Raw genomic sequence first — 20,894 nt, 5'->3', positions numbered from 1 at the left:
CTCTCAGAACAGGTCCGAAGTGGCCTCCGGGTGGCTCAGTGCTTCCTCCAGCGAGGCCGAGGGCGGCAGGATCCGCGAGAGCCCGGTGAGCCGGAACATGCGGAGCGTCAGCGGATGGGTGCAGACCAGGTGCAGTCGGCCGCCCCGGTCGAGGACCCGGCGTCTGGCGCGGTAGAGCAGCCGCAGACCCGAGCAGTCGAAGAACTCGACGCACCGCAGGTCGATCACGACCTGCGGTGCGGGGTCCGAGGTCACCGCGTCCAGGAGAGGGGTGATCTCCGTCGTGGCGAGCAGGTCGATCTCCCCGTGCAATTCCAACACCACATGACCGTGGTCATGGCGGATACGCAGATGCCTGGTGGACGGTGCGGGGTCGCTCGCCACGACGGACATCACCTCCAGCCGACTGTTGACCTGCTCCTGAAGGCAGGAGGGCAGGGTCACCGGGGGCCGGGGCGACGATACGTCAAGTGATCACTGAACACGACCCCGGGCACCGGCGGATGCAAAACCGTTCCTTGCTCTGCAAGTTACCCTCGTTGAAGTGAATTCCAGCATGTTCGATTGACATATGTCTTCGCTGTGTGCGGCGAGTTGGCCATCTGTGCGCGCCGGTCCCATCCGTCAGTCGACCACCAGGACGAGCTTCCCCGCGGTGCGGCCGGTGTCGCCCAGGGCGTGTGCCTTCGCGGCTTCGGCCAGCGGGAAGGTCTCGGCGATCGTGGGGCGCAGCGCGCCCTTCTCGACGAGATCCGCGACCGCCCTCATCCCGGCCTGGTCGGCATCGACGAGCATCCGCACCGCGCGGACCCCGAGCCGCTCGGCCTCCTCGTAGAACTCGTCGGTCCCGACCGGCAGGATGGAGACGACCACTCCGCCGGGGCGCAGCACGCGCAGCGAGCGCAGTCCGGTCTCGCCGCCGATCGTGTCCAGTACGACATCGACGTCGCGCACGGCCTCGGTGAAGTCGACGCCGGTGTAGTCGATCGGCTCGTCCACGCCGAGGGACCGCAGGAAGTCGTGCTTGCCCGCGCTCGCGGTGCCGATCACGTACGCGCCGAGGGCCTTCGCGATCTGCACGGCCACATGGCCGACTCCGCCGGCCGCCGCGTGGACCAGCACCCGCTGCCCCGGCCGCACGTCGGCCTGTTCGGTCAGCGCCTGCCACGCGGTCAGCGAGACCAGCGGGAGCGCGGCGGCCTGCGTGTGGTCGAGCACCGACGGCTTCCGGGTGAAGGCGCGGACCGGACCGGTCACGTACTCGGCGTGCGATCCGTGGCCGAAGGGGTAGGGCAGCATGCCGAAGACCTCGTCCCCGGGCTGGAAGAGGGCGACGCCGATCCCGGTCGCCTCGACCACGCCGGAGACGTCCCAGCCGAGGACGAAGGGCGGCTCGCCGAGGAATCCTCCGGTCTCGCGGTGCTTCCAGTCGGTCGGGTTGACCCCGGCGGCCCGTACCCGGACCAGGATCTCGTTGGGCCGCGGCGCGGGCCGCTCCAGGGTCACTTCCTCAAGAACCTCGGGACCGCCGAGGACGTTCTGGCCGATGGCTCGCATCGTGTTCACAGTGTTCATGGTGAATCAGCCTGCCCGGAGGCTCGCCCTGGGGAAATGGCAGAATTGCCAACCTTCGATAAGATCGTGCCATGCAGCATGTGGAGCGGGTCGTGGTCCTGGCGCTCGACGGCGTCTATCCCTTCGAGCTGGGCATGCCCAGCCGGATCTTCGGCGCGGCGGAAGGCCGCTACGAGGTGGTGACCTGCACCGTCGACGGAGGACCGGTCCGCACCGACGCCGACTTCTCCATCGCCGTCGATCACGGTCCCGAGGCCCTGCGCACGGCGGACACGGTGGTCATCGCGGCAGTCACCCCGTCCCGGGTCACCGCCGCCCTCTCCGACGAGGTCGCCGCCGCTCTGGCGTTCATCCGTCCGGGCACCCGGGTCGTCTCCATCTGCACGGGCGCGTTCGTCCTGGCCGCCGCCGGGATGCTGGACGGGCGCCGGGCGACCACGCACTGGTGCGTGTCGGACGACTTCCGGCGCATGTTCCCGCTGGTCGACCTGGACCCGGACGTCCTGTTCGTCGACGACGGCGAGATCCTCACCTCGGCCGGTGCCGCGTCCGGCATCGACATCTGCCTGCACATCGTCCGCCGCGACCACGGCAGCGAACTGGCCAACCGGGTGGCCCGGCGCTGCGTGGTCCCGCCGCTGCGCGAGGGCGGCCAGGCCCAGTACATCGAGCAGCCCGTGCCGGAGCCCTCGACCGCGAGCACCGCCGCCACCCGCGACTGGGCCCTGGCGCGCCTCGGCGACCCGCTGACCCTGACCGATCTCGCCGCCCACGCCGGAATGAGCCTGCGCACCTTCGCCCGCCGCTTCAACGACGAGGTGGGCCTGAGCCCCGGCCGCTGGCTCATCCAGCAGCGGGTCTCCCGGGCCCGCCATCTGCTGGAGGCCAGCGATCTGCCGGTGGACCGGATCGCGGGCGAGGTCGGGTTCGCGACGGGTGCCTCGCTGCGCCAGCATCTGCAAGCGACGATCGGTGTCTCGCCCCAGACCTACCGCCGCACTTTCCAGACCACACGCTGACCTCGAAGGGGCGCCGCCGCGGGGTCACGCGCCGACTTCGAAAGATCACCCGCGCCGGGGCCCCGCGCCGCCCCCGAACGATCGCCCGCACCAGTTCACGCGCAGGCCGCCGAACGAACGCCGGCACCCGTGCGTCGTAGGAGGGCGAACGAAGGGTGGAGGAACAGGGGTGGGGATGCGCAAGGGGATCGTGGCGGCGGTGGTGCTGGTGGGGCTCGCGGCGGTGGGGTGCGGCGGGGGGAACCGCGACGGCCTGGTGGTCAAGGGCACGTCGCCCGCCAGTCCGTACGCCGGGCGGTTGGACCTGCCGTTCAAGGAGAGCGCGGACGGCGGTGCCCGGGATGCCGACGAGGCTTCGGGTGCGGCCGGCCGGGCACTGGAGTGCGACGGCTCGATCCACGACGGCGACGCGGGCGACGCGTGGGGCAAGGGAGACGGGGGTTCGACCCCCGAGGAGGGGCTGAACGCGTACTTCGACATCTATCAGCCCGAGGTGCCGGAGTACGGCTATCGGGTGGAGCGCCGCGCAGGCGACCGCGTCCTCTTCTCCTTCGACGTCAAGGGCCGGACCAAGGTCGCCGTCGTCGTCGCCAAGGACCAGCCGCAGCGCCCTGGTTGGGGCCTGGAGACCAGCGCGTCCTGCGACCCGTCGGAGCTTCCGGCGAGCTACACCGAGTCGAAGGGCTACGAGATCTGGGAGGACCGGGAAGGCCACCGCGTGCCGACCGCGAAGGTGAGCAGTTCGGCCGGCGCCGAGCACTGCGACTGGCAGAGCGCGCACTTCCTCGACCTGGGCAGCGGCCGCGACTCCCGCCAGTACGTGCGCGATCCACGCGGGATCTTCGGGCGCGAGTCGCTCACGGCCGAGTACGACGGAGACGTCCGCATGCCCGCCGGCGCGCGGGACACCGGCTACCGCTATCGCGACTGGCACCTCTGGCTGGCGCCGGACAAGTCGACGGCGTACGTCCGCACTTCCGACGGGGTGGAGGCGTGGCCTGCGGCGAGGTCGGGTCTCGGGTGCATGTAAGGGGCCGTCGATCCGGGTAGGCGTCCCGGCAGCCGGCTCACGGAACCGGGCATCCCGGCTCACGGAACCGGGCATCCCGGCTCACGGAACCGGGTGTCCCAAGTCATGGCTCCCGGAAGGCTTGCCGCCGGCTCCGGGGCGCTGCCTCGGCGGTCCCTGACCTGAGACGTCACCGGCTCATGTGCAGGGCGACGAGCAGTTGCCAGACCTGGTCCGCGACCGTGTCAGGGGTGCCCTCCAGAAGGCCGTGCAGCCAGTCCGCGAGGACGCCCGCGAAGGTGGCGGCCACCGCGGAGGCGACGAGCGGGGCGTCCGGCGCGCCCGCGAGGGTGCGCTCGGCCAGACTGCGGGCCCGCAGGTCGCGGTGGAGCACGCGGCCCAGCGGGCCGCCGCCGCCCGGACTCAGCAGTGCGCGGTAGAGGCCGGTGTGCGGGGCGAGTTCGGTGAAGAAGGCGCGCAGGGCGGGCGGCGCGGACACCGGGTCGGGGCGGCCGCGCCAGGCGTGCAGCGCCTCCACGGCCTCCCGTACGACATCGGCGCACGCGTCGACCGCCAGTGCCTCCAGGTCGGCGTAGTGCACGTAGAAGGTGGCCCGGCCGACCCCGGCCCGCCGCACCAGCGCGGCGACGCCGATCTCCTCCAGCGGATGCTCGGCGCACTCCGCCAGCAGCGCCTGCCGCAGCCGCGCGCGGGTCCGGGCGGCGCGCGGGTCGTCGGGCGTCATCCGGCGAGCAGGACGGCGGCCAGGGCGAGCGCCCCGGGCAGGGCCTGTGCGAAGAGGATGCGGCGGTTCGCGGTGACCGATCCGTACACGCCCGCGATCACGACACAGCACAGGAAGAAGATCTGCGCGTCGTGGCCGGTCGGGTCCGCCGCCACCAGCCCCCACACCAGGCCCGCGGCCAGGAACCCGTTGTAGAGCCCCTGGTTCGCGGCGAGCGGCGCGGTCGCCCGTGCCATCTGCGCGTCGAGCCCGTGGAGCCCCCGCCCCGGCTTCTTCTCCCACAGGAACATCTCCAGCACCAGGATGTACATGTGCAGTGCGGCCACCAGGCCCACCAGCACGTTCGCGACCGTTTCCATCGTCAACAGGCTCCGATTCGCCTCGTCATTTCTTGGACAGATGTCCACTATAGCTGGACGACTGTCCAAGAAGTGACGGCGGGCGGCCGGGGTCGGGGCGGGGCCGGGGCTGGGCGGTTCAGGCGCCCGATGCCGCGTACACGCGCTCCCCTCCGACGTAGGTGAGCGCGACCCCGGTCTCCTTGATCGCCTCCGGCGGTCCCGCGAAGGGGTCGCGGTCCAGGACGACGAGATCCGCGAGGGCACCCACCCGCACGCTCCCGGTGTCGTCGAGATGGTTCGCGTACGCCGTTCCCGCGGTGTACGCCGTCAACGCGGCGGCCAGATCGATGCGTTCGGCCGGCAGGAACACCGGCCCCGGCTCGTCCGGGCTCACCCGGTTGACCGCGACATGGATGCCCTGGAGCGGGTCGGGGCTGCTGACCGGCCAGTCGCTGCCCGCCGCCAGTCGCGCGCCGGAGCGCAGCAGTGATCCGAACGGGTACTGCCAGGCGGCCCGTTCGGGCCCGAGGAAGGGGATGGTCAGCTCGTCCATCTGCGGCTCGTGGGCGGCCCACAGCGGCTGGATGTTCGCTGTGGCGCCGAGCCGCGCGAAGCGGGGCACGTCGTCGGGGTGCACGACCTGGAGGTGCGCCAGATGCGGCCGGGTGTCGCTCGGCCCGTTCGCCTTCCGCGCCGCCTCCACGGCGTCCAGGGCGTGGCGTACGGCGCCGTCGCCCAGCGCGTGGAAGTGGCACTGGAACCCGAGCGCGTCCAACTCGGTCACGTAGGCGGGCAGCCGGGCCGGGTCGATGAAGCTCTTGCCCCGATTCGCCGTGGCGCAGCCGCACTTGTCGAGGTAGGGGTCGAGCAGCGAGGCGGTGCCGTTCTCGGCGACGCCGTCCAGCATCAGCTTGACGCTGGTCGCCCGGAACCTGCCGTGCTCCAACGCGGCCCGCCGTTCGACGAGTTCGGGGATCTGCTCGGCGCCGCGCGCACGGTCCCACCACAGGGCGCCGACCACCCGCGCGGTCAGTGAGCCGTCGCGGGCCGCCGTCAGGTACGCCTCGGACGGATCCTCCATGCCGAGGAAGGTGCCGACGATCGCGTCCTGCCAGGCGGTGATGCCGAGCGCGTGCAGATGCCGCTGGGCGTGCAGCAGCGCGGCGAGCCGGTCGGCGGGCGTGGCCGCGGGGGTGAGCCGGCCCACCCACTGCATGGCCCCCTCCTGCAGCATGCCGGTCGGCTCACCCGACGCGTCCCGCTCGAACCGCCCGTCGGCCGGGTCGGGTGTGTCCCGGGTGACACCGGCGAGTTCGAGGGCGCGGCTGTTGACCCAGGCGCCGTGATGGTCCCGGTTGGGCAGATACACCGGCCGGTCCGGCACGACCGCGTCCAGCAGCTCCTTGGTCGGCGTACCGCCCGCGAAGGCCTCCATGGACCAGCCGCCGCCCGTGATCCACTCCCGCTCGGGGTGCGCGTCGGCGTACCCGCGGACGGCGGCCACGGTGTCCTTCGCCGTCTTCGCGCCGGTGAGATCGCACTGGGTGAGTTCCAGGCCCGCCGGGACCGGGTGGACGTGCGCGTCCTGGAACCCGGGCAGCAGCAGCCGCCCGGCCAGGTCGACGACCTCGGTGTCCGGACCGATCAGTTCATGGACCTCGGCGTTCCCGACGGCGGTGATCCGCTCGCCTGTGACGGCCACCGCGGTCGCGGCGCGGCCCTCGGGGGTGAACACCGGGCCGCCGGTGAAGAGAAGGTCAGCGTGCATGGTTCCTTTTCCTTGGTCGGAGTGGCCGGAAGCCCTCGGTCGCTTCAATTGGGGGTGGCCAGGAGCTGGGGCGCGTCGGCGTCGGTTCCGCGTCCGGTGGTGAAGTACGGGGATTTGCGGACCCACTTGGCCCACGCGGCGGCCGCGAAACCCGAGACGATCATGGCGCTGGGGGCGAGCAGCAGGAACCAGCCGTTGTCCGGGCTGACCTCCAGGTGATCGGTCGAGGTGTAGAAGGACCAGGCGAGATAGCCGCCGAGGCCCAGCAGCGCCACGGCGCTCAGGGCGGGGAGGACGACCGCGCGTATCCCCTCCCGCCAGTCCTCGCGGAGCAGCCCGCGGAACCGGGCGGCCGCCGCGAGGGCGGTGAGCGCGTACGACAGCGCCACGACGATCCCGACGGCGTTGACCGTCGCCATGATCATGTCGGCGAGCCTGGGAATCACCAGGGACAGCGTGGCCACGACCACGGCCATCGCGCCGATCAGCAGTGTGCCGGTCGCCGGAGTCCCGTACCGGGCGCTGATCCTGGACCACACGGGCCCGAGCGTACGGTCCCGGCTCATCGCGAACATCCCGCGCGCCGTCGGGATCACCCCGGCCTGCAGCGAGGCGACCGCCGAGAACATCAGCGCCACCAGGGGCAGCGCGGCCAGCGGCTGGTCGGCGAGCCGGTTCCCGAGGAAGGCCAGCCCCTCGGCGCCGTGCCCGGCCAACTCGTCTTCGGACAGCACGCGTTGGAACGCGACCGAGCCGAGCAGGAACAGCCCCAGCATGGTCACCAGCGTGATGGTCCCGGCCCGCGAGGCGTCCCGCGGATCACGCACCTCCTCGTTCACGCTGAACGCCGCCTCGAAGCCCCAGTAGCAGAACACCGACAGCAGCAGCCCCTGCGCCAGCGCCGTCGCCGACGGGATCTGGAACGGGTCGAACCAGCTCAGGCTGAAGGGGTGCGGGCCGGCGACGATGCCGTATCCGCAAAAGCCCAGCAGGACGACGTACTCGAAGACCAGCAGCCCGCCCTGGAGCCGCGCGGCGCTTCTGACCCCGGTCACCGCGGTGAGGGTGACGGCGACGAGGACGACGACTCCCACGGCCGTGGTCTGGGCGGTCGAGCCCGGATCGAGCACCAGACCCGCCACCGTGTGCAGACCCGCCTCGCCGGCGAGCTGGATCATCGCCGAACCGGTCACCGCCGTGGTGTACGCGAGGAACGCCACCGTGGCCACGATGCTCACCCAGCCGACCAGGAACCCGAGCCAGGGACTGAGCGAACGGCCCACCCACACATAGCCGTTGCCCGCGTTCGGTTCGACCCGGTTCAGCCGGGAGAAGGCGCCCGCGATCCCTAGGATCGGCAGAAAGGCCAGCAGCATGATTGCGGGCAGATGCAGCCCGACCACCCCGGCGGTCACCCCGAGACCGATGCCGATGCTGGTCGTCGCCGCCGTACTGGAGGCGGCGATGGCGACACCGTCCATGACGCCGAGAGTCTTGCGCAAGGACGGGGGATCCACACCGTACGGCTTCTGCGTCATGGCCTGCTCCGATCGCACCCGGGGCCTGATTCCGGCCCGATGACCGGAATGAAACTGCCCGGGGCCTTAACAGGTCAACGCTGTTGTCATAAGGTGCCCGCACAGGAGGGAGACCCATGACGTCCACGAACGACCGTGTCGTCCCACCCGCCGCCCGGCGGCGCAGACGACCCACCAAGTCCGGCGTCGTCCTCTCCGAGGAGCTGATCGTCGAGACCGCCCTGCGTCTGCTCAAGGAACACGGCGCCGACGCGCTCACAGTCCGCCGCCTCGGCCTCGCCCTCGGCGCCGACCCCAGCGCCCTGTACCGCTACTTCCGCGACACCGACGATCTGCTGCTCGCCATTGCCGACGAGCTCATCGGCCGGACGCTGCGGACCTGGCACCCCACGGGGGACTGGCGGGCCGACCTCAGGGACCTCGGCCTGCGCGTGCACTCCGGGTCGCTCGCCCATCCGCAGGCCGCCGTGCTCAGCTCCTACCGGGTGACCGGCCGGGTCCACGAGATCGCGGCGGTGGAGACGATCATCGGGGTGCTCCGAGGTGCCGGATTCCCCGACCCCGAGGCCGTACGGATCTACCACGCCTTCGTCGACCAGGCGCTCGCGTTCGCCGCCCTGGACGCCGCGAGTGTCGCCCTGCCCCGGGCCGCCCGGGACGCCGAGGCCGGCGTGTGGCGGGCAACGTACGCCCGGCTGCCCGTGGACAGCCACCCGAACATCGCGGCGACGGCCCGCCACCTCGTGCTCGACATGGGACGCAGCGCCTATCCGACGGCGCTCGACATGCTGCTGAGCGCGGCGGCGGCCCGGCTCACGGAAATCACCGGCGGCGGGGACACGACGGGAACACCACAGCGACCGCCCGGCCCTCCGCACCGAGACCCACCGTCGTACCCCGGCCCACCCGTCCCGTCACACTGAGGCATGCTCCGCCGTCATCCCAGCGGGGCGATCCGCTCGCCCTCATCGCGCGTGTGCCGCCCGTACGCCGTCGACCAGGAGGCCGTCCACAGATGAACCCGCCCGCCCGCACCCAGAAGCAGCGCAAGCAGGACACGCTCGACCGACTGGAGAGCGATGTCGACGCCTGGGTGTCGACCGCCGACAACGCCGGCGGAACGCCCTGTCTGGTTCCGCTGTCCTACCTCTGGGACGGGACGACCGTGCTGCTGGCCACCCCCGCCGCCCGTCCCACGGGCCGCAACCTGCGGGCGACCGGCACCGTACGGCTCGGCATCGGGCCGACCCGCGACGTGGTCATGATCGACGGCACCGTCCGGACACTCGAAGCCGGTGAACTGCCCGACGGAACCGGCGACGCGTTCGCGACCAGGACCGGTTTCGACCCGCGGCAACTCACCACCCACTACCAGTACTTCAGTGTCACGCCGCAGCGCGTGCAGGCCTGGCGCGAGGCCAACGAGATCTCCGGCCGCGACCTCATGCGGGACGGCGAGTGGCTGGTGGCCGACTGAATTCCCCGGACCGGGTAACCCGGGACGACAGGGCGGTGGCGGCCGGATGCCGCCCCGTCGTCCCGGAACCCCTCACGGAGGAAACATGGCACTGGTCGCGGCAGCCGTAGTGGTGCTGGACTGCGCCGAGCCCGAGAAGCTCGCCGCCTTCTACAAGGAACTGCTCGACGCCGAGGAGACGCACGCGAGCGCGAACCGCGTCGAGATCAAGGGCACCGACGGCATGCGGATGGCCTTCCGCCGTGACGGGAACGTCACACCGCCCAGCTGGCCCCGTCCCGAGAACGCCTTCCAGGCCCACATCGACTTCCACGTGGACGACCTGGACCAGGTGGAACTCGTGGTGGTCGGCCTGGGCGGCCGGCCGCTCGACACCAAGGACGCGTCCGGCCCGTACGAGGAACGCGGCTACGCCGATCCGGCCGGACACTCGTTCACCGTGCGCTGCGTACGGTCCACGGCCCCCAAACAGGGCTGACCCCGCCCGCGGCCGTACCCGGCCGGGCTCCTCCACGGCGCGGGGCTCAGTCGCGGCCGGACCTGTCGGGGGAGGGCCATACGCCCGTGGAGCGTTCGATGACCTTCGCGCCCGAGCGGTCCACCGCACTGCGCACGACGGCGAAGATGGCGCCCTGGAGGGCGGCGGCGAGCAGCACCTCGCCCCAGCCGCGGTTCTTGTCCAGGGCGTCGGGAGCGTCTTCCTCGTGACGTATCGCCATCCAGGTCTTCTGGAAGGCGAGTCCGGCGAGGGAGCCTCCGGCCCAGCTCAGTACGAAGCCGATCGGCTTGTAGGCCAGGGACAGCTTGCGCTTCTCCTGTTTCTTGGACACCTGATGCTCCTTCTTCTTCGCTCCCGAGGCCGCGGACGTGCGCCGGCCTCCTCCCACCGGGTACGGGTGCCCGATCTGCGGCCCCCGTACCCCTCGGTCCGATTCTGTCGGCCGGCACGGTGTGAGGTGGAGAGCCAGGGGAAACCGGCCGGTGTGACCGGTGAAGAAGCGAAGGAAACGAAGGAAACGACGGATCGCGACCCTTCGACGCGGCAGGAGCGGCCGAAGCGGCAGAAGGAGGACGGCTCGGACAGCAGAACCAGGGTCACCGTGATCGTGGCACTGGGCGCCAACCTGCTGATCGCCGTGGCCAAGGCCGTGGGCGGCCTGATCGCCGGGTCGCCGGCGCTGCTCTCGGAGGCCGCGCACTCCGTGGCGGACAGCATGAACGAGGTGTTCCTGCTGGCCGCGCTCCGCCGCAGCCGCCGCCCCGCCGACCGCAGGCATCCCTTCGGTTACGGCAAGGAACGGTTCTTCTGGTCATTGCTCGCCGCCGTCGGCATCTTCGTCATGGGCGGCTGCTTCTCGTTCTTCCAGGGCTTCGAGGCGCTCCGCAACGGAGCCGACGAGTCCTTCGGGGGTTACATGGTGGGCATCGCGGTGCTCGGTGTGGCGCTGCTCGCCGAGGGCGGCTCGCTGCTGCGGGCGCTCCACCAGATACGCGGGCAGGGCGGCGCCGGCGGGATGCGGGACCCCGCCCTGCGCACGGTCGTCGCCGAGGACGGCACTGCGGTGCTCGGGGTGAGCCTCGCGATCATCGGCATGGTGCTCCACATGGTCACCGGCCAGGTCGTGTGGGAGGCCTCCGCCTCCTTCGCCATCGGGATGCTGCTCGTGTGCATCGCCTTCTGGCTCGGCCGGGACGCGCGCGAGCAGCTCATCGGACGGGCCATCGACGAGGAGCAGAGCGGCCGGATCCGCGAACTGCTCAAGGCGCAGCCAGAGATCGACAGCGTCGAGGCGCTGCTGACCATGGAGCTGGGCCTCGACTCGACCCTGGTGGCCGCCCGGATCGACCTGGTCCCCGGGCTCGACAGCGAGGAGGTCGAGGAGGTCGCCGTCCGCATCAAGCGCTCGGTCGCCCACACCTTCCCCGAGGCCGACCAGATCTTCCTCGACGTGACCGACGCCCGAGCCGCGCGAGCGGCCGCGCGGCGCGGCGAGAGTGGGGCGAGCGACCGGGAGCACACCGGCGACGCGACAGCCGGAAGCCCCGCCGCGACGGGGGGACGCGACGGGGCCTGATGGGCGGCTGCCCGACACCCGAGGATTCATGCACACCGACACCACGGAGATTTGGGAATGTCCAGCGCCGACGGGGTGCCGGACAGGCCGACCGGGTGCCGGACGCCGACCCAGGGAGCCGGCCGTGCCGTCCGCCCCGCCCCGCCCCGCCCGTACAGGGAAAGGGCCCGTACGGCGTGTGTGCCGGTACGGGCCCTTTCCCTTTGTGCGGGTTGCACCCTGGTGTCAGTCGGGGTTCAGTCGGTCGGCTCCAGCACGAAGACGGGGATCTCCCGGTCGGTCTTCGTCTGGTAGTCGGCGTACGGGGGATACGCGGCGACCGCGCGCTCCCACCACTGGGTCTTCTCCTCGCCGGTGATCTCCCGGGCCGTGAACTCCTTGCGCGCGGGCCCGTCCTGGAGCTCGACGCGGGGATCGGACGTGACGTTGTAGTACCAGACAGGGTGCTTGGGAGCACCGCCGAGCGACGCGACCACCGCGTAGCGTCCGTCGTGCTCGACGCGCATCAGCGGGGTCTTGCGGATCTTGCCGCTCTTGGCACCGCGTGTCGTGAGAATGATGACGGGCATGCCGGTGTCCATCAGCGTCGTTCCCTTGGTCCCACCGGAACCCTCGTACAACTCCACCTGGTCCCGCACCCACTGCGTGGGGCTGGGCTCGTACTCGCCCTCAAGTGGCATGACTTCCGTCCCATCGTCGCGTCGGACTGGTCGTGTCTCGGCACGATTCAACACCAGTGCGGACGTGAATCTTCCGCACCGCCGCCCCGCGTGGCTTCCCGCGCGGGGACGATCCCCCGGTGGGGCGTACCGGGCACACACCGACACGCCCCGGGGTCTCAGTGCGGGGCCCCCAGCATGCGTACGGCCAGCAGCATGATCACGCCGCTCGACGCGAGACCCGTCACCAGTCGTCCCCGGTGCCCCGTCAGGGTCCGGCCGAGCAGGGCGCCGCCCCCGGCGATCAGGAGCTGCCAGCTCGCGGACGCGGCGAACGCGGCGAGAACGAACACCCCCTGCTCCAGCGGACGTGCCGCCTCCGCCGCACGGCTGCCGAGCACCAGCGCGGCGAAGTAGACGACCGTGGTGGGGTTGAGCAGGGTGATCCCCAGCAGCGCCAGGTAGGCGCGGGCCGGGTGCGGGGGATCCTGCCCGGTCCGCTCGGCCAGCCGGCGCTCGCGGTACTGGCGGACCGCGCCGATCGCACCGCGGACCGCCAGCGCGGCGAGGACCAGCACGGAGGCCCGGCGCAGCGGGAGGAGTACCGGCTGGAGCTCGGCCGCGAGCGCCGTACCCCCGAGGGCGGCGACGAGGGCGTACAGTCCGTCGGCCGTCGCGACGCCCAGCGCGGCCGAGGCGCCGATCCGCAGGGACGTACGAGCGGTGAGGGAGACGAGGTAGGTCGCGACCGCTCCGACGGGCATGGCGATGCCATATCCCGCGAGAAGCCCCGCGACGAGCGCGGCGGTCACGACCGGGGAAACTCGGGCCTCCGCGGTCGGCCGGGCTGCTGCTGGACCCGCACCGGGCGAACGGCGGTGGAGGTCGGCGGCAGGAGGGCTTCGATCGTGAACATGGGCCGATGTTCGGGCCACCGGACATGCCCGCGCAACCGATTTTCGGAAGGGTGTTCTGGAGGAGTTCGAGCCATGACCGCGCAGGCGGGGCGGGCACGGGGGGCGGTAAGTCCGAGAGAACGGAAGCGGGCCCGTCGTGCTTCGGCCAGATCGTGCGATCGGCTCATCTGGCCGAACTTCGTGTGGCCGCATAGATGCCTGGGGCATCTAATGAAGATCGGCAAGAGGGAACCGTCGCTTGCGAGGTCACTCATGACAGAAGCCCCCCTGACCCGACTCTCCACAACCCACCTCTCTCCACCGGTCGCTTTTCCGCAGGACCGTACGTGCCCCTACCACCCGCCCGCCGCCTACGCGCCGTTGCGTGAGGGGCGTCCGCTCTCGCGGATCTCCCTCTTCGACGGGCGCGGAGTCTGGGCGGTCACCGGTCACGCCGTCGCCCGTGAACTCCTCGCCGACCCGCGGCTGTCCTCGGACCGCACGCTGCCCGCGTTCCCGGCGGTCACCGAGCGGTTCGCGGCGTCGCGCAACCGCCGGGTCGCGCTGCTCGGCGTCGACGACCCCGAGCACCACGTCCAACGCCGCATGCTGGTACCGAGTTTCACCCTCAAACGGATCGGCGCGCTGCGCCCCGGCATCCAGGAGACCGTCGACCGGCTGCTCGACCGCATGGCCGAACAGGGCCCGCCGGCCGAGCTGGTGAACGACTTCGCCCTCCCCGTGCCCTCCATGGTGATCTGCGCCCTCCTCGGAGTTCCGTACGGCGACCACGACTTCTTCGAGGCACAGTCCCGCCGGCTGCTGCGCGGCCCGGCCGCCGCCGACATCGAGGACGCCCGCGACCAACTGGACGCCTACTTCGGCTTGTTGATCGACCGCAAGCAGAAGGATCCCGGGGACGGACTCCTCGACGAGCTCATCCACGATCAGCTGCGCGAGGGAAGGGCGGACCGGCAGGAACTGATCTCACTGGCGACCATCCTGCTGGTCGCCGGGCACGAGACGACGGCGAACATGATCTCGCTGGGCACCTTCACCCTGCTCGGGCATCCGGAGCGGCTCGCCGAACTGCGGGCGGAGCCAGCCCTGATGCCCGCCGCCGTCGAGGAGTTGCTGCGGTTCCTGTCCATCGCGGACGGGCTGCTCCGGGTCGCGACCGAGGACATCGAGGTGGCCGGTGCGACGATCCGCGAAGGCGAGGGCGTGGTCTTCTCCACGTCCGTCATCAATCGTGACGAGCACACCTTCGCAGAGCCCGACGCCCTGGACTGGCGCCGCTCGGCCCGGCACCATGTGGCGTTCGGCTTCGGCATCCACCAGTGCCTCGGCCAGAACCTCGCCCGGGCCGAGATGGAGATCGCCCTGCTGTCGCTCTTCGACCGGTTCCCGGGCCTGCGGCTCGCCGCCCCCGCCGACGCCGTCGCCTTCAAACCCGGAGACACGATCCAGGGGATGCTGGAACTCCCCGTGACCTGGTAGGGGGCTTGTGGGTATGGACGTCGGCATCGCGATCGACAAGGACGTCTGCATCGGCGCGGGCCAGTGCGCCCTCGCCGCCCCGGGCGTCTTCACCCAGGACGACGACGGATTCAGCGCACTGCTCCCGGGCCGCGCGGACGGCGGCGACCCGATGCTGCGAGAGGCGGTACGGGCCTGTCCGGTCGGCGCCATCACGGTGACGGAGGCCTGAGGCACTTCTTCGGCCTCCGTGCGCATGGCGGGCGGCCGACTCGCCGCACGCCACGCGCATCCGCGTGCGGCGGGCGGTGAGCCGGTGGCCAGGACGCCCATTCGGAACTCACCGAACTCGGTGCCTGCCCCGTTCGTTGGCCGTCGGAGACGGAGAACGCCCGTTCTCCCGTGCCTGCATCCGCATCATCCGTGTCCGCACCCAGGTCCGCATCCGCATCCGTGTCCGTGTCCGTGTCCCGAGGAGTCCCCATGACCGACCGACCGCCGCTGCCGCCCTTCACCCGCGAGACCGCCCGCCAGAAGGTCCAGGCCGCCGAGGACGCCTGGAACACCCGCGACCCGCACAAAGTCTCACTCGCCTACTCCGAGGACTCGGTCTGGCGCAACCGGGACACCTTCGTCACGGGCCGCGCCCGGATCGTCGAGCTGCTCACGGACAAGTGGGCGCGCGAGCACGAGTACGCCCTGCGCAAGGACCTGTGGGCCTTCGACGGCAACCGGATCGCCGTCCGTTTCCAGTACGAGTCACGGGACGCCGACGGTCAGTGGTGGCGCTCGTACGGCAATGAACTGTGGGAGTTCGACAAGCACGGTCTGATGACCCGGCGCGAAGCCTCCATCAACGACGTGCCGATCGAGGAGAAGGAGCGCCGGCTCCACGGCGCGCGCCCGGAGTCGGAACGCGGGGAGACCTTCCCCCTTCAGTAGGGGAGCCCTTTCAGCAGGACAGGCCTTTCAGCGGGGGAGACCTTCCCCTCCAGCCCCTCCAGTGGCGCGACCGGATCTTTACTAGGGTTCCCGCGTGAGCGAACCCCCGGAGAAGCCCTTCCTCTACGTCGTCGTCTGCGCGGCGGGCATCGCCGAGGACATCGGCACGTTGATCACCGCGGCGCGGCAGCGGGGCTGGGAGGTCGGCGTCATCGCCACGCCCCAGGGGCTCGGCTTCTTCGACACGGCGGCGGTCGAGGAGCGGACCGGCCGCCCGATCCGCTCCGCCTGGCGGGCCCCCGGCGACCCGCGTCCCTTCCCCGCACCGGACGCGGTGGCCCTCGCGCCGGCCACCTTCAACACCATCAACAAGTGGGCCGCCGGAATATCGGACACCCTCGCCCTCGGAACGCTTTGCGAGGCCTACGGACTAGGCGTCCCGATCGCCGTACTGCCCTGCGTGAACGAGGCGTTGGCGGCTCACCCCGCCTACCGCGCGAGTGTCGAGCGGCTGCGCGGGATGGGCGTCCGCTTCGGCGACCCGTACGCCGGGGAGGTCCAACAGGACGGCGGGCGAAGGGATTTCCAGTGGGAGCGGGTGCTGGATCTCCTCACGCCCGACGCGTGACGACGGGTCGCGTCACGCCCGACCGGTGACGGTGACGTCGGGTCGGTTCACGGCCGGCGGAAGATGGTGATCGAGTGGCCGACCTCCTCGACCCGCCGGCTCGTGGCGAGCAGAGCCTTCAGCGGGGCGTCGGCCTTGTCGATCGAGGTGTCGGACACGACGAGCAGCCCGTGCACCCGGTCCGCGGGCACCGTGCGCGGATCGGCCGCGTCGATGCCGTAGGCGGACGGCACACCGGCGCCCTTGTACACGAACCACACCTTCTCGTGCGGGTAGTGCCCTTCCAGCCGGTCGGCCAGACGGCCGAGATCCTGGCCCCAGTCGACGTTCGAGTCGTGCAGGCGCAGATAGGTCTTCTCCGGGCCGCCGAACGCCTCGTTCGAGTACGGCAGGTAGTACGGGTACGTCAGCAGCGAACTGACGGCGACGAACAGGACCAGCGCCGCCGTGACGATCAGTGCCCGGCGCCGGCGCACGACGACGGCACAGCCCGCCGCGACCGCGAGGAACACCGGCATGAATATCGCGTAGCGCACGCCGAGATCGCGCGAGCCGGTCATCGCCGAAGCCAGCAGCAGCGCCGGAGGGATCAGGAGGTACGGGGCGGCGGGCCGCAGCCGGCGCACGGCGAGCAGCGCGACCGAACCGGCCGTCCACAGCGCCATCATGCCGAGCGGGGTCTTCACCAGCAGCGCGGCCGGCAGGTAGTACCAGAGGGAACCCTGGTAGAGACGGCCGAAGAGGAAGCCCTGCCAGGTCGCGTTCTCGTAGCCGAACTGGACCCGCATCCCGTCCCGGTACGCCTGCGGCACGGGCAGGTGGTCGATGAGCAGCGCGCGCAGTCCGTGCACGTCGGGCATGTCCGCGGGCGCCGTCCAGCGCAGCCGGGGATCGACGGCCAGATACGTCGCCCACACCACCGCGACGGCCACGACGGCCATGCCCGCGGCGGCGGCCGCACCGAGTCCGAGCAGCCGGGCCTTCGCCCGCGTGTCGTTCCACGGCGGCGCCGCGGGGGCGGGGCGGCCCGCGTGCCACACGGACACGACCGCGAGGAGCAGCAGCACCGGAACGGCCGGCAGCATGCTCATCTTCGTCGCCACCGCCGCGCCGAGCGCCACGGCGGCGAGCGGCAGGTACCGGAGCGGCCGCCGCCTGGCCCGCCACACCAGCCACACCGACGTCAGCAGGAACCCCGACGCCGGCACGTCGAGCGTGGCCAGCGAGCCGTACGCGATCACGTCGGGCGAGAACGCGTACAGCCCGAGGGCCACCAGCGCGCCCGCGCGGCCCGCGAGTTCACGGGCGAACGCGAGGACGACGAGTCCGAGCAGCAGCGTCAGGAGGATCACCGGCAACCGTGCCCACAGCATCACCCGCCAGGGATCGTTGCCGGACTCGTAAAGCAGATGCCGCCCGAGCTCCGTCTGATCGCCCTTGAACGCGGGGTCGAGGTGCGGGTGCGCGAACAGCAGCCCGCTCCCGATGATCAGCTTGCCCAGCGGCGGATGCTCGGGGTTGTACCGCAGGTCGTGCTGCTGGACGTAGACCGTCGCCGCGCCCACGTAGACGGGTTCGTCGATCGTCGGCGTCTGCTCCACGGCCGTACTGACCATGGCGACGGCCATCTGGACCAGCAGCAGGACCACGGCCACGAGGAACGCGGCCCGCTTGTGCCGCCGCAGCCGCTCGAAGAACCTCGGCGGCGCCACGGCGCTGTTCACCAGCACGCGGTCGTCGACCCTGCTGGCCATGAATGTCGGCATGCCCTTTGTTACGTCCGCTCCGTACGAGCCTGCTCATCGGCCGGCCCACGGATTCGGGTGCGCGTCGAGGCGCCGACCGGACGATCCGGCCGGCGCCCAGGCAGGGGAGTCACGAGTATGCCCGGCCTTCCGCACAACTCAAGGAATCTCGGGCGGCTGTGTGCGTACGGCAGCGGCGTGCTCGGCCTCCTCCGTCTCGGCCTCTCCTCAGTAAGGAGAGGCCGGGTCACGCGGCCCGACCGAGACCGCCCGGCGCAGGGCGGCCCGCCAGGCGAAGGCCACAGCCAGCTCGACCAGACCGATCAGCACCATCCACAGGCCGAGCAGCCGGGTCAGGGCACGGGCCGACTCGGTCGGCAGTGCCAGCACGACGATTCCCGCGATGATGCCGATCGCCGCCCCGCACAGGACGAAGCCGCGGTGCGGCAGGTCCTTGCTGGCAAGGGCCGTGTACGCGGTCAGCAGGCCGGACACGAGCCAGACGACGCCGACGATCAGGGACAGCGCGGCGATGGTCTGCATCGGGTTGCGCAGACACAGGACGCCGGCCAGTACGTAGAGCACCGAGATCAGCAGTGCGGCGAACCGGTTGCCCTGCTCCTGGTGGCCGAAGACCGACACGAAACGGAACAGGCCGATCACCAGCAGATAGAGACCGAGGAGAACCGCCAGGACGTGCAGGGTCTCCTCCGGCCAGACCAGGACCAGGATGCCCGGGACCAGCGTCGCGACGGCCGAGCCGAGGAGCCAGGTCCAGGAGGCGCCGACGCGGTCCAGCAGCACCGCGGGGTCACCCGGGGGCGGCGGAACCGAGCCCTTGTGCCAGGGGTCCGGTCCGGTGTGCGGTGCCGAACCATGCGATTCGGTCATGGTTCCTCCTCACGCGGTCGAGCGGACCACTGCCGGACCGCCGACGGGACGGTGGGTGGATTCCCGGAATCCAGAGTCCCGTGCGCCGGCGGCCGGCGGGTCACCCCCGACGGGTGATCCTCATGGCAGCTCCCTCCGCACCCTCATGGCTGCTCCGGCAGCTGGCGCATCTCCACGACACGCAGCCCCAGCGACCGGCAGCGGGCCAGCAGTCCGTACAGATGTGCCTCGTCGACAACCGGGCCGAACAGGATCGTCTGGCCGGAGATCAGCACGTGATCCATCTCCGGGAACGCCTCGGAAAGCGTCTCCGACAGATGTCCCTCGACACGGATCTCGTACTGCATGTGGGGCTCCCCCCGGCGAGCGGCCTGGGGCAGGCGGACGGGCCCTTCCCTACGATCATCCGGCGTGCCGCGCCGCCCGCCCTCACCCGCAGAAGGTGAACCTCGGTCCGGGGCGCCGCCACGCGCCTTCACGCCTGCCCGAGGGAGTCGGCCGGGGCGCCGGTGCCGGGGGACTTCTTGGGGCCCGTCCGCCCGGTCGGCAGATGCGTCGTGACGAGGAAGCTGGCGAGCGTGATGCCGCCGGCCGCGAGGATCGCCGCCTTCAGGCCGTTCAGCTGCGCCGTCGCATAGGAGTCCGTGACGGCGGCGACCTCGGCCGGCGGCAGCCCGGCCTGTTCGGCCGCCGAACGCACCTCGTCGGTGGGCACGAAACTGATGCCCGCTTCCAGCGCGACGCCGGTCTGCCGGCGTGCCTCCGGCGACACATCCGGATTGTTCGCCACCTGGGTGGTGAAGGCCTGGGCCAGGGCGCCGATGAGGATCGATCCGATGAGCGCGGTACCGAGCGCGGAGCCGAGATTCTGGGCCGTGAACTGGAGTCCGCCGACCTCGCTGCGTTCCTCCTCGCCGACGGTGGACTGCACCACGTTGCCCAACTGCGAGGCGAGCAGGCCCATGCCGACGCCCAGCAGGGCCATGGCTCCGGCGAACTGCGCGTCGTCGATGACGGGCTTGATGGTGGACAGCAGCCACGCGATCGCTCCGAGGAGGGTCAGAAGGGCCAGCCTGACCACCCGGCGCGGCCCCATCACCCGCCCCAGCCGGGAGGCCAGCACGGAGGCCACCAGCATGGTGACGGACACCGGGAGCAGCCGCAGTCCCGTCTGGAACGCGTCGAACCCCTGCACCACCTGGAGATACAGCGGGATGGCGAAGAACAGCCCCAGCAGGATGAGGTTCTGGCTGAGCAGCGTCAGCAGACCGGAGCGCAGCGGCAGTTTGTGCAGCAGGGACAGATGGATCAGGGGGTCGGTGCCGTGCTCCTCGCGCCGGCGCTCCCACTTGGCGAAGACGGCCAGTACGAGCACCCCGGCGGCGACGACGAACAGCGTCGGAGCGAAGCCGAAGATGGTGAAGGGCGGGTTCCGGGGCTGCACCCAACCCCAGGAACTGCTCTGGAGTACACCGAGCACGCCAAGGCCCAGCCCGGCCGCCGACAGGGCGGAGCCCACGCCGTCCAGCCGGGGGCGGGGATCGGGCCGGGGCGATTCGGCGATCGCCCGGCGGAAGAGGAGCATCGCGATCACGACCACTACCTCACCCGCGAAGACCAGACGCCAGGTCAGGTACGTCGTCACCCAGCCGCCCAGCAGCGGTCCGACCGCGATGCCCGCGCCGGCGAGCCCGCCGATGACGCCGTAGGCGACGGCCCGGTCGCGTCCGGTGTAGGCCTCCGCCACGAGGGCCGCCATGGCCGGCAGCACCATCGCCGCGCCGAGCCCCTCGATCACCGACCAGCCGAGCGTGAGCACCCAGACGGTGGGAGCGACGGCGGTCAGGGCCGACCCGAGGCCGTAGACCATCAGTCCGATGATGAACATGCGACGGCGTCCGAGAATGTCACCGAGCCGCCCGCCGGTGGCCATGAAGGCAGCCATGACCAGGGCGTAGAGCGTGATGACGGCCTGGATGGCGGTGACCTCGGTGTCGAAGTCCTCGACCAGCTGGCTGATGGACACGTTCATGACGGAGGTGTCCAGGACCATCAGGAACTGGGCCGTGCCGAGCACCATCAGGGCGCGCCAGTGCTTCACCGGTAA

Annotated in this window: 23 protein-coding genes; 10 read left to right on the top strand and 13 right to left on the bottom strand. The window is 71.3% G+C overall.

Features of this window, described 5'->3' with window-relative positions:
* Positions 1–3 precede the first annotated feature (3 nt).
* Both ACFYR3_RS20875 and ACFYR3_RS20870 read right to left on the bottom strand, forming a co-directional pair.
* The gene (locus ACFYR3_RS20875) at positions 4–384 is read right to left on the bottom strand and encodes an anti-sigma factor antagonist (RefSeq protein WP_356780948.1); all 381 of its coding nucleotides are present in this window, start codon (positions 382–384) and stop codon (positions 4–6) included.
* Positions 385–624: 240 nt separating this feature from the next.
* A complete protein-coding gene (locus ACFYR3_RS20870) occupies positions 625–1,575 on the bottom strand; it encodes an NADP-dependent oxidoreductase (protein WP_356780801.1) in 951 nt (316 codons plus the stop codon).
* Positions 1,576–1,646: 71 nt separating this feature from the next.
* Here ACFYR3_RS20870 and ACFYR3_RS20865 point away from each other — a divergent pair, with 71 nt between their 5' ends.
* Together ACFYR3_RS20865 and ACFYR3_RS20860 are read left to right on the top strand one after the other, a co-directional pair.
* Positions 1,647–2,594 carry a helix-turn-helix domain-containing protein gene (locus tag ACFYR3_RS20865; protein ID WP_355840510.1) on the top strand — a complete coding sequence of 316 codons (948 nt, stop codon included), beginning with the start codon at positions 1,647–1,649 and terminating at the stop codon, positions 2,592–2,594.
* A 175-nt stretch (positions 2,595–2,769) separates the two neighbouring features.
* Positions 2,770–3,624 (top strand): hypothetical protein, encoded by an 855-nt coding sequence (locus tag ACFYR3_RS20860; protein ID WP_355840509.1) that lies wholly within the window; start codon positions 2,770–2,772, stop codon positions 3,622–3,624.
* A gap of 169 nt (positions 3,625–3,793) precedes the next feature.
* Here the strand turns inward: ACFYR3_RS20860 and ACFYR3_RS20855 are convergent, their stop codons facing one another.
* The 4 genes from ACFYR3_RS20855 to ACFYR3_RS20840 all read right to left on the bottom strand — a co-directional run bounded on the left by ACFYR3_RS20855 (position 3,794) and on the right by ACFYR3_RS20840 (position 7,995).
* The gene (locus ACFYR3_RS20855; RefSeq protein ID WP_355840508.1) at positions 3,794–4,348 is read right to left on the bottom strand and encodes a TetR/AcrR family transcriptional regulator; all 555 of its coding nucleotides are present in this window, start codon (positions 4,346–4,348) and stop codon (positions 3,794–3,796) included.
* Positions 4,345–4,707, bottom strand: coding sequence for a DUF1304 domain-containing protein (locus ACFYR3_RS20850; RefSeq protein ID WP_355840507.1), 363 nt, complete (start codon positions 4,705–4,707; stop codon positions 4,345–4,347). Before ACFYR3_RS20850 ends, ACFYR3_RS20855 begins: the two co-directional genes overlap by 4 nt.
* 118 nt (positions 4,708–4,825) lie before the next feature.
* Positions 4,826–6,457, bottom strand: coding sequence for an amidohydrolase (locus ACFYR3_RS20845; RefSeq protein ID WP_355840506.1), 1,632 nt, complete (start codon positions 6,455–6,457; stop codon positions 4,826–4,828).
* Between the two features lie 44 nt (positions 6,458–6,501).
* Positions 6,502–7,995 carry an APC family permease gene (locus ACFYR3_RS20840; protein WP_389284262.1) on the bottom strand — a complete coding sequence of 498 codons (1,494 nt, stop codon included), beginning with the start codon at positions 7,993–7,995 and terminating at the stop codon, positions 6,502–6,504.
* Positions 7,996–8,111: 116 nt separating this feature from the next.
* Here ACFYR3_RS20840 and ACFYR3_RS20835 point away from each other — a divergent pair, with 116 nt between their 5' ends.
* From ACFYR3_RS20835 to ACFYR3_RS20825, 3 genes are all read left to right on the top strand, one after another.
* Positions 8,112–8,918, top strand: coding sequence for a helix-turn-helix domain-containing protein (locus tag ACFYR3_RS20835; RefSeq protein ID WP_355840504.1), 807 nt, complete (start codon positions 8,112–8,114; stop codon positions 8,916–8,918).
* 92 nt (positions 8,919–9,010) lie between these two features.
* Positions 9,011–9,472 (top strand): pyridoxamine 5'-phosphate oxidase family protein, encoded by a 462-nt coding sequence (locus ACFYR3_RS20830; protein ID WP_389284260.1) that lies wholly within the window; start codon positions 9,011–9,013, stop codon positions 9,470–9,472.
* Between the two features lie 85 nt (positions 9,473–9,557).
* On the top strand, positions 9,558–9,950 hold the full coding sequence (locus ACFYR3_RS20825) for a VOC family protein (RefSeq protein ID WP_355840502.1): 393 nt from the start codon (positions 9,558–9,560) through the stop codon (positions 9,948–9,950).
* A 46-nt stretch (positions 9,951–9,996) separates the two neighbouring features.
* On the opposite strand, the gene ACFYR3_RS20820 is transcribed toward ACFYR3_RS20825, so the two are convergent.
* The gene (locus tag ACFYR3_RS20820) at positions 9,997–10,302 is read right to left on the bottom strand and encodes a DUF4235 domain-containing protein (RefSeq protein WP_355840501.1); all 306 of its coding nucleotides are present in this window, start codon (positions 10,300–10,302) and stop codon (positions 9,997–9,999) included.
* Positions 10,303–10,455: 153 nt separating this feature from the next.
* On the opposite strand from ACFYR3_RS20820, the gene ACFYR3_RS20815 reads away from it, so the two are divergent.
* Positions 10,456–11,547 carry a cation diffusion facilitator family transporter gene (locus ACFYR3_RS20815; RefSeq protein ID WP_355840500.1) on the top strand — a complete coding sequence of 364 codons (1,092 nt, stop codon included), beginning with the start codon at positions 10,456–10,458 and terminating at the stop codon, positions 11,545–11,547.
* Between the two features lie 236 nt (positions 11,548–11,783).
* Here ACFYR3_RS20815 and ACFYR3_RS20810 read toward each other — a convergent pair whose 3' ends face one another.
* Together ACFYR3_RS20810 and ACFYR3_RS20805 are read right to left on the bottom strand one after the other, a co-directional pair.
* The gene (locus tag ACFYR3_RS20810; protein ID WP_355840499.1) at positions 11,784–12,227 is read right to left on the bottom strand and encodes a nitroreductase family deazaflavin-dependent oxidoreductase; all 444 of its coding nucleotides are present in this window, start codon (positions 12,225–12,227) and stop codon (positions 11,784–11,786) included.
* A 158-nt stretch (positions 12,228–12,385) separates the two neighbouring features.
* Positions 12,386–13,018, bottom strand: a complete 633-nt coding sequence (locus ACFYR3_RS20805) for a LysE family transporter (RefSeq protein ID WP_355840498.1) — start codon at positions 13,016–13,018, stop codon at positions 12,386–12,388.
* A 357-nt stretch (positions 13,019–13,375) separates the two neighbouring features.
* Here ACFYR3_RS20805 and ACFYR3_RS20800 point away from each other — a divergent pair, with 357 nt between their 5' ends.
* The 4 genes from ACFYR3_RS20800 (at position 13,376) to ACFYR3_RS20785 (ending at position 16,151) form a co-directional block, all read left to right on the top strand.
* Positions 13,376–14,602 carry a cytochrome P450 gene (locus ACFYR3_RS20800; RefSeq protein WP_356780816.1) on the top strand — a complete coding sequence of 409 codons (1,227 nt, stop codon included), beginning with the start codon at positions 13,376–13,378 and terminating at the stop codon, positions 14,600–14,602.
* Positions 14,603–14,615: 13 nt separating this feature from the next.
* Positions 14,616–14,813 (top strand): ferredoxin, encoded by a 198-nt coding sequence (locus ACFYR3_RS20795; protein WP_355840496.1) that lies wholly within the window; start codon positions 14,616–14,618, stop codon positions 14,811–14,813.
* Between the two features lie 251 nt (positions 14,814–15,064).
* Positions 15,065–15,523 carry a nuclear transport factor 2 family protein gene (locus ACFYR3_RS20790; RefSeq protein WP_389284256.1) on the top strand — a complete coding sequence of 153 codons (459 nt, stop codon included), beginning with the start codon at positions 15,065–15,067 and terminating at the stop codon, positions 15,521–15,523.
* A 94-nt stretch (positions 15,524–15,617) separates the two neighbouring features.
* Positions 15,618–16,151: a flavoprotein gene (locus ACFYR3_RS20785; RefSeq protein ID WP_355840495.1), complete on the top strand. Its 534-nt coding sequence runs from the start codon at positions 15,618–15,620 to the stop codon at positions 16,149–16,151.
* A gap of 47 nt (positions 16,152–16,198) precedes the next feature.
* Here the strand turns inward: ACFYR3_RS20785 and ACFYR3_RS20780 are convergent, their stop codons facing one another.
* The 4 genes from ACFYR3_RS20780 to ACFYR3_RS20765 all read right to left on the bottom strand — a co-directional run bounded on the left by ACFYR3_RS20780 (position 16,199) and on the right by ACFYR3_RS20765 (position 20,888).
* Positions 16,199–17,905, bottom strand: a complete 1,707-nt coding sequence (locus tag ACFYR3_RS20780) for a phospholipid carrier-dependent glycosyltransferase (RefSeq protein ID WP_355840494.1) — start codon at positions 17,903–17,905, stop codon at positions 16,199–16,201.
* A 219-nt stretch (positions 17,906–18,124) separates the two neighbouring features.
* Positions 18,125–18,787 (bottom strand): DUF308 domain-containing protein, encoded by a 663-nt coding sequence (locus ACFYR3_RS20775; RefSeq protein ID WP_355840493.1) that lies wholly within the window; start codon positions 18,785–18,787, stop codon positions 18,125–18,127.
* Between the two features lie 143 nt (positions 18,788–18,930).
* Complete coding sequence (locus ACFYR3_RS20770) at positions 18,931–19,134, bottom strand: hypothetical protein (RefSeq protein ID WP_261707285.1); 204 nt, start codon at positions 19,132–19,134, stop codon at positions 18,931–18,933.
* Between the two features lie 128 nt (positions 19,135–19,262).
* Complete coding sequence (locus tag ACFYR3_RS20765; RefSeq protein WP_389284252.1) at positions 19,263–20,888, bottom strand: MFS transporter; 1,626 nt, start codon at positions 20,886–20,888, stop codon at positions 19,263–19,265.
* Between the last annotated feature and the right edge of the window lie 6 nt (positions 20,889–20,894).

The sequence above is a fragment of the Streptomyces sp. NPDC005784 genome (assembly GCF_042871525.1).
Lineage (GTDB): Bacteria > Actinomycetota > Actinomycetes > Streptomycetales > Streptomycetaceae > Streptomyces.
The sequence above is the reverse complement of the archived record's forward strand: the minus strand, read 5'-3'. Positions and strand labels throughout refer to the sequence as shown.

Bases quoted from the DNA above. Each gene is read 5' to 3' on its own strand.
- ACFYR3_RS20870 (WP_356780801.1), bottom strand. From the start codon at position 1,575: ATGAACACTGTGAACACGATGCGAGCCATCGGCCAGAACGTCCTCGGC.
- ACFYR3_RS20865 (WP_355840510.1), top strand. From the start codon at position 1,647: ATGCAGCATGTGGAGCGGGTCGTGGTCCTGGCGCTCGACGGCGTCTAT.
- ACFYR3_RS20860 (WP_355840509.1), top strand. From the start codon at position 2,770: ATGCGCAAGGGGATCGTGGCGGCGGTGGTGCTGGTGGGGCTCGCGGCG.
- ACFYR3_RS20855 (WP_355840508.1), bottom strand. From the start codon at position 4,348: ATGACGCCCGACGACCCGCGCGCCGCCCGGACCCGCGCGCGGCTGCGG.
- ACFYR3_RS20850 (WP_355840507.1), bottom strand. From the start codon at position 4,707: ATGGAAACGGTCGCGAACGTGCTGGTGGGCCTGGTGGCCGCACTGCAC.
- ACFYR3_RS20845 (WP_355840506.1), bottom strand. From the start codon at position 6,457: ATGCACGCTGACCTTCTCTTCACCGGCGGCCCGGTGTTCACCCCCGAG.
- ACFYR3_RS20840 (WP_389284262.1), bottom strand. From the start codon at position 7,995: ATGACGCAGAAGCCGTACGGTGTGGATCCCCCGTCCTTGCGCAAGACT.
- ACFYR3_RS20835 (WP_355840504.1), top strand. From the start codon at position 8,112: ATGACGTCCACGAACGACCGTGTCGTCCCACCCGCCGCCCGGCGGCGC.
- ACFYR3_RS20830 (WP_389284260.1), top strand. From the start codon at position 9,011: ATGAACCCGCCCGCCCGCACCCAGAAGCAGCGCAAGCAGGACACGCTC.
- ACFYR3_RS20825 (WP_355840502.1), top strand. From the start codon at position 9,558: ATGGCACTGGTCGCGGCAGCCGTAGTGGTGCTGGACTGCGCCGAGCCC.
- ACFYR3_RS20810 (WP_355840499.1), bottom strand. From the start codon at position 12,227: ATGCCACTTGAGGGCGAGTACGAGCCCAGCCCCACGCAGTGGGTGCGG.
- ACFYR3_RS20800 (WP_356780816.1), top strand. From the start codon at position 13,376: ATGACAGAAGCCCCCCTGACCCGACTCTCCACAACCCACCTCTCTCCA.
- ACFYR3_RS20795 (WP_355840496.1), top strand. From the start codon at position 14,616: ATGGACGTCGGCATCGCGATCGACAAGGACGTCTGCATCGGCGCGGGC.
- ACFYR3_RS20790 (WP_389284256.1), top strand. From the start codon at position 15,065: ATGACCGACCGACCGCCGCTGCCGCCCTTCACCCGCGAGACCGCCCGC.
- ACFYR3_RS20780 (WP_355840494.1), bottom strand. From the start codon at position 17,905: ATGGCCAGCAGGGTCGACGACCGCGTGCTGGTGAACAGCGCCGTGGCG.
- ACFYR3_RS20775 (WP_355840493.1), bottom strand. From the start codon at position 18,787: ATGACCGAATCGCATGGTTCGGCACCGCACACCGGACCGGACCCCTGG.
- ACFYR3_RS20770 (WP_261707285.1), bottom strand. From the start codon at position 19,134: ATGCAGTACGAGATCCGTGTCGAGGGACATCTGTCGGAGACGCTTTCC.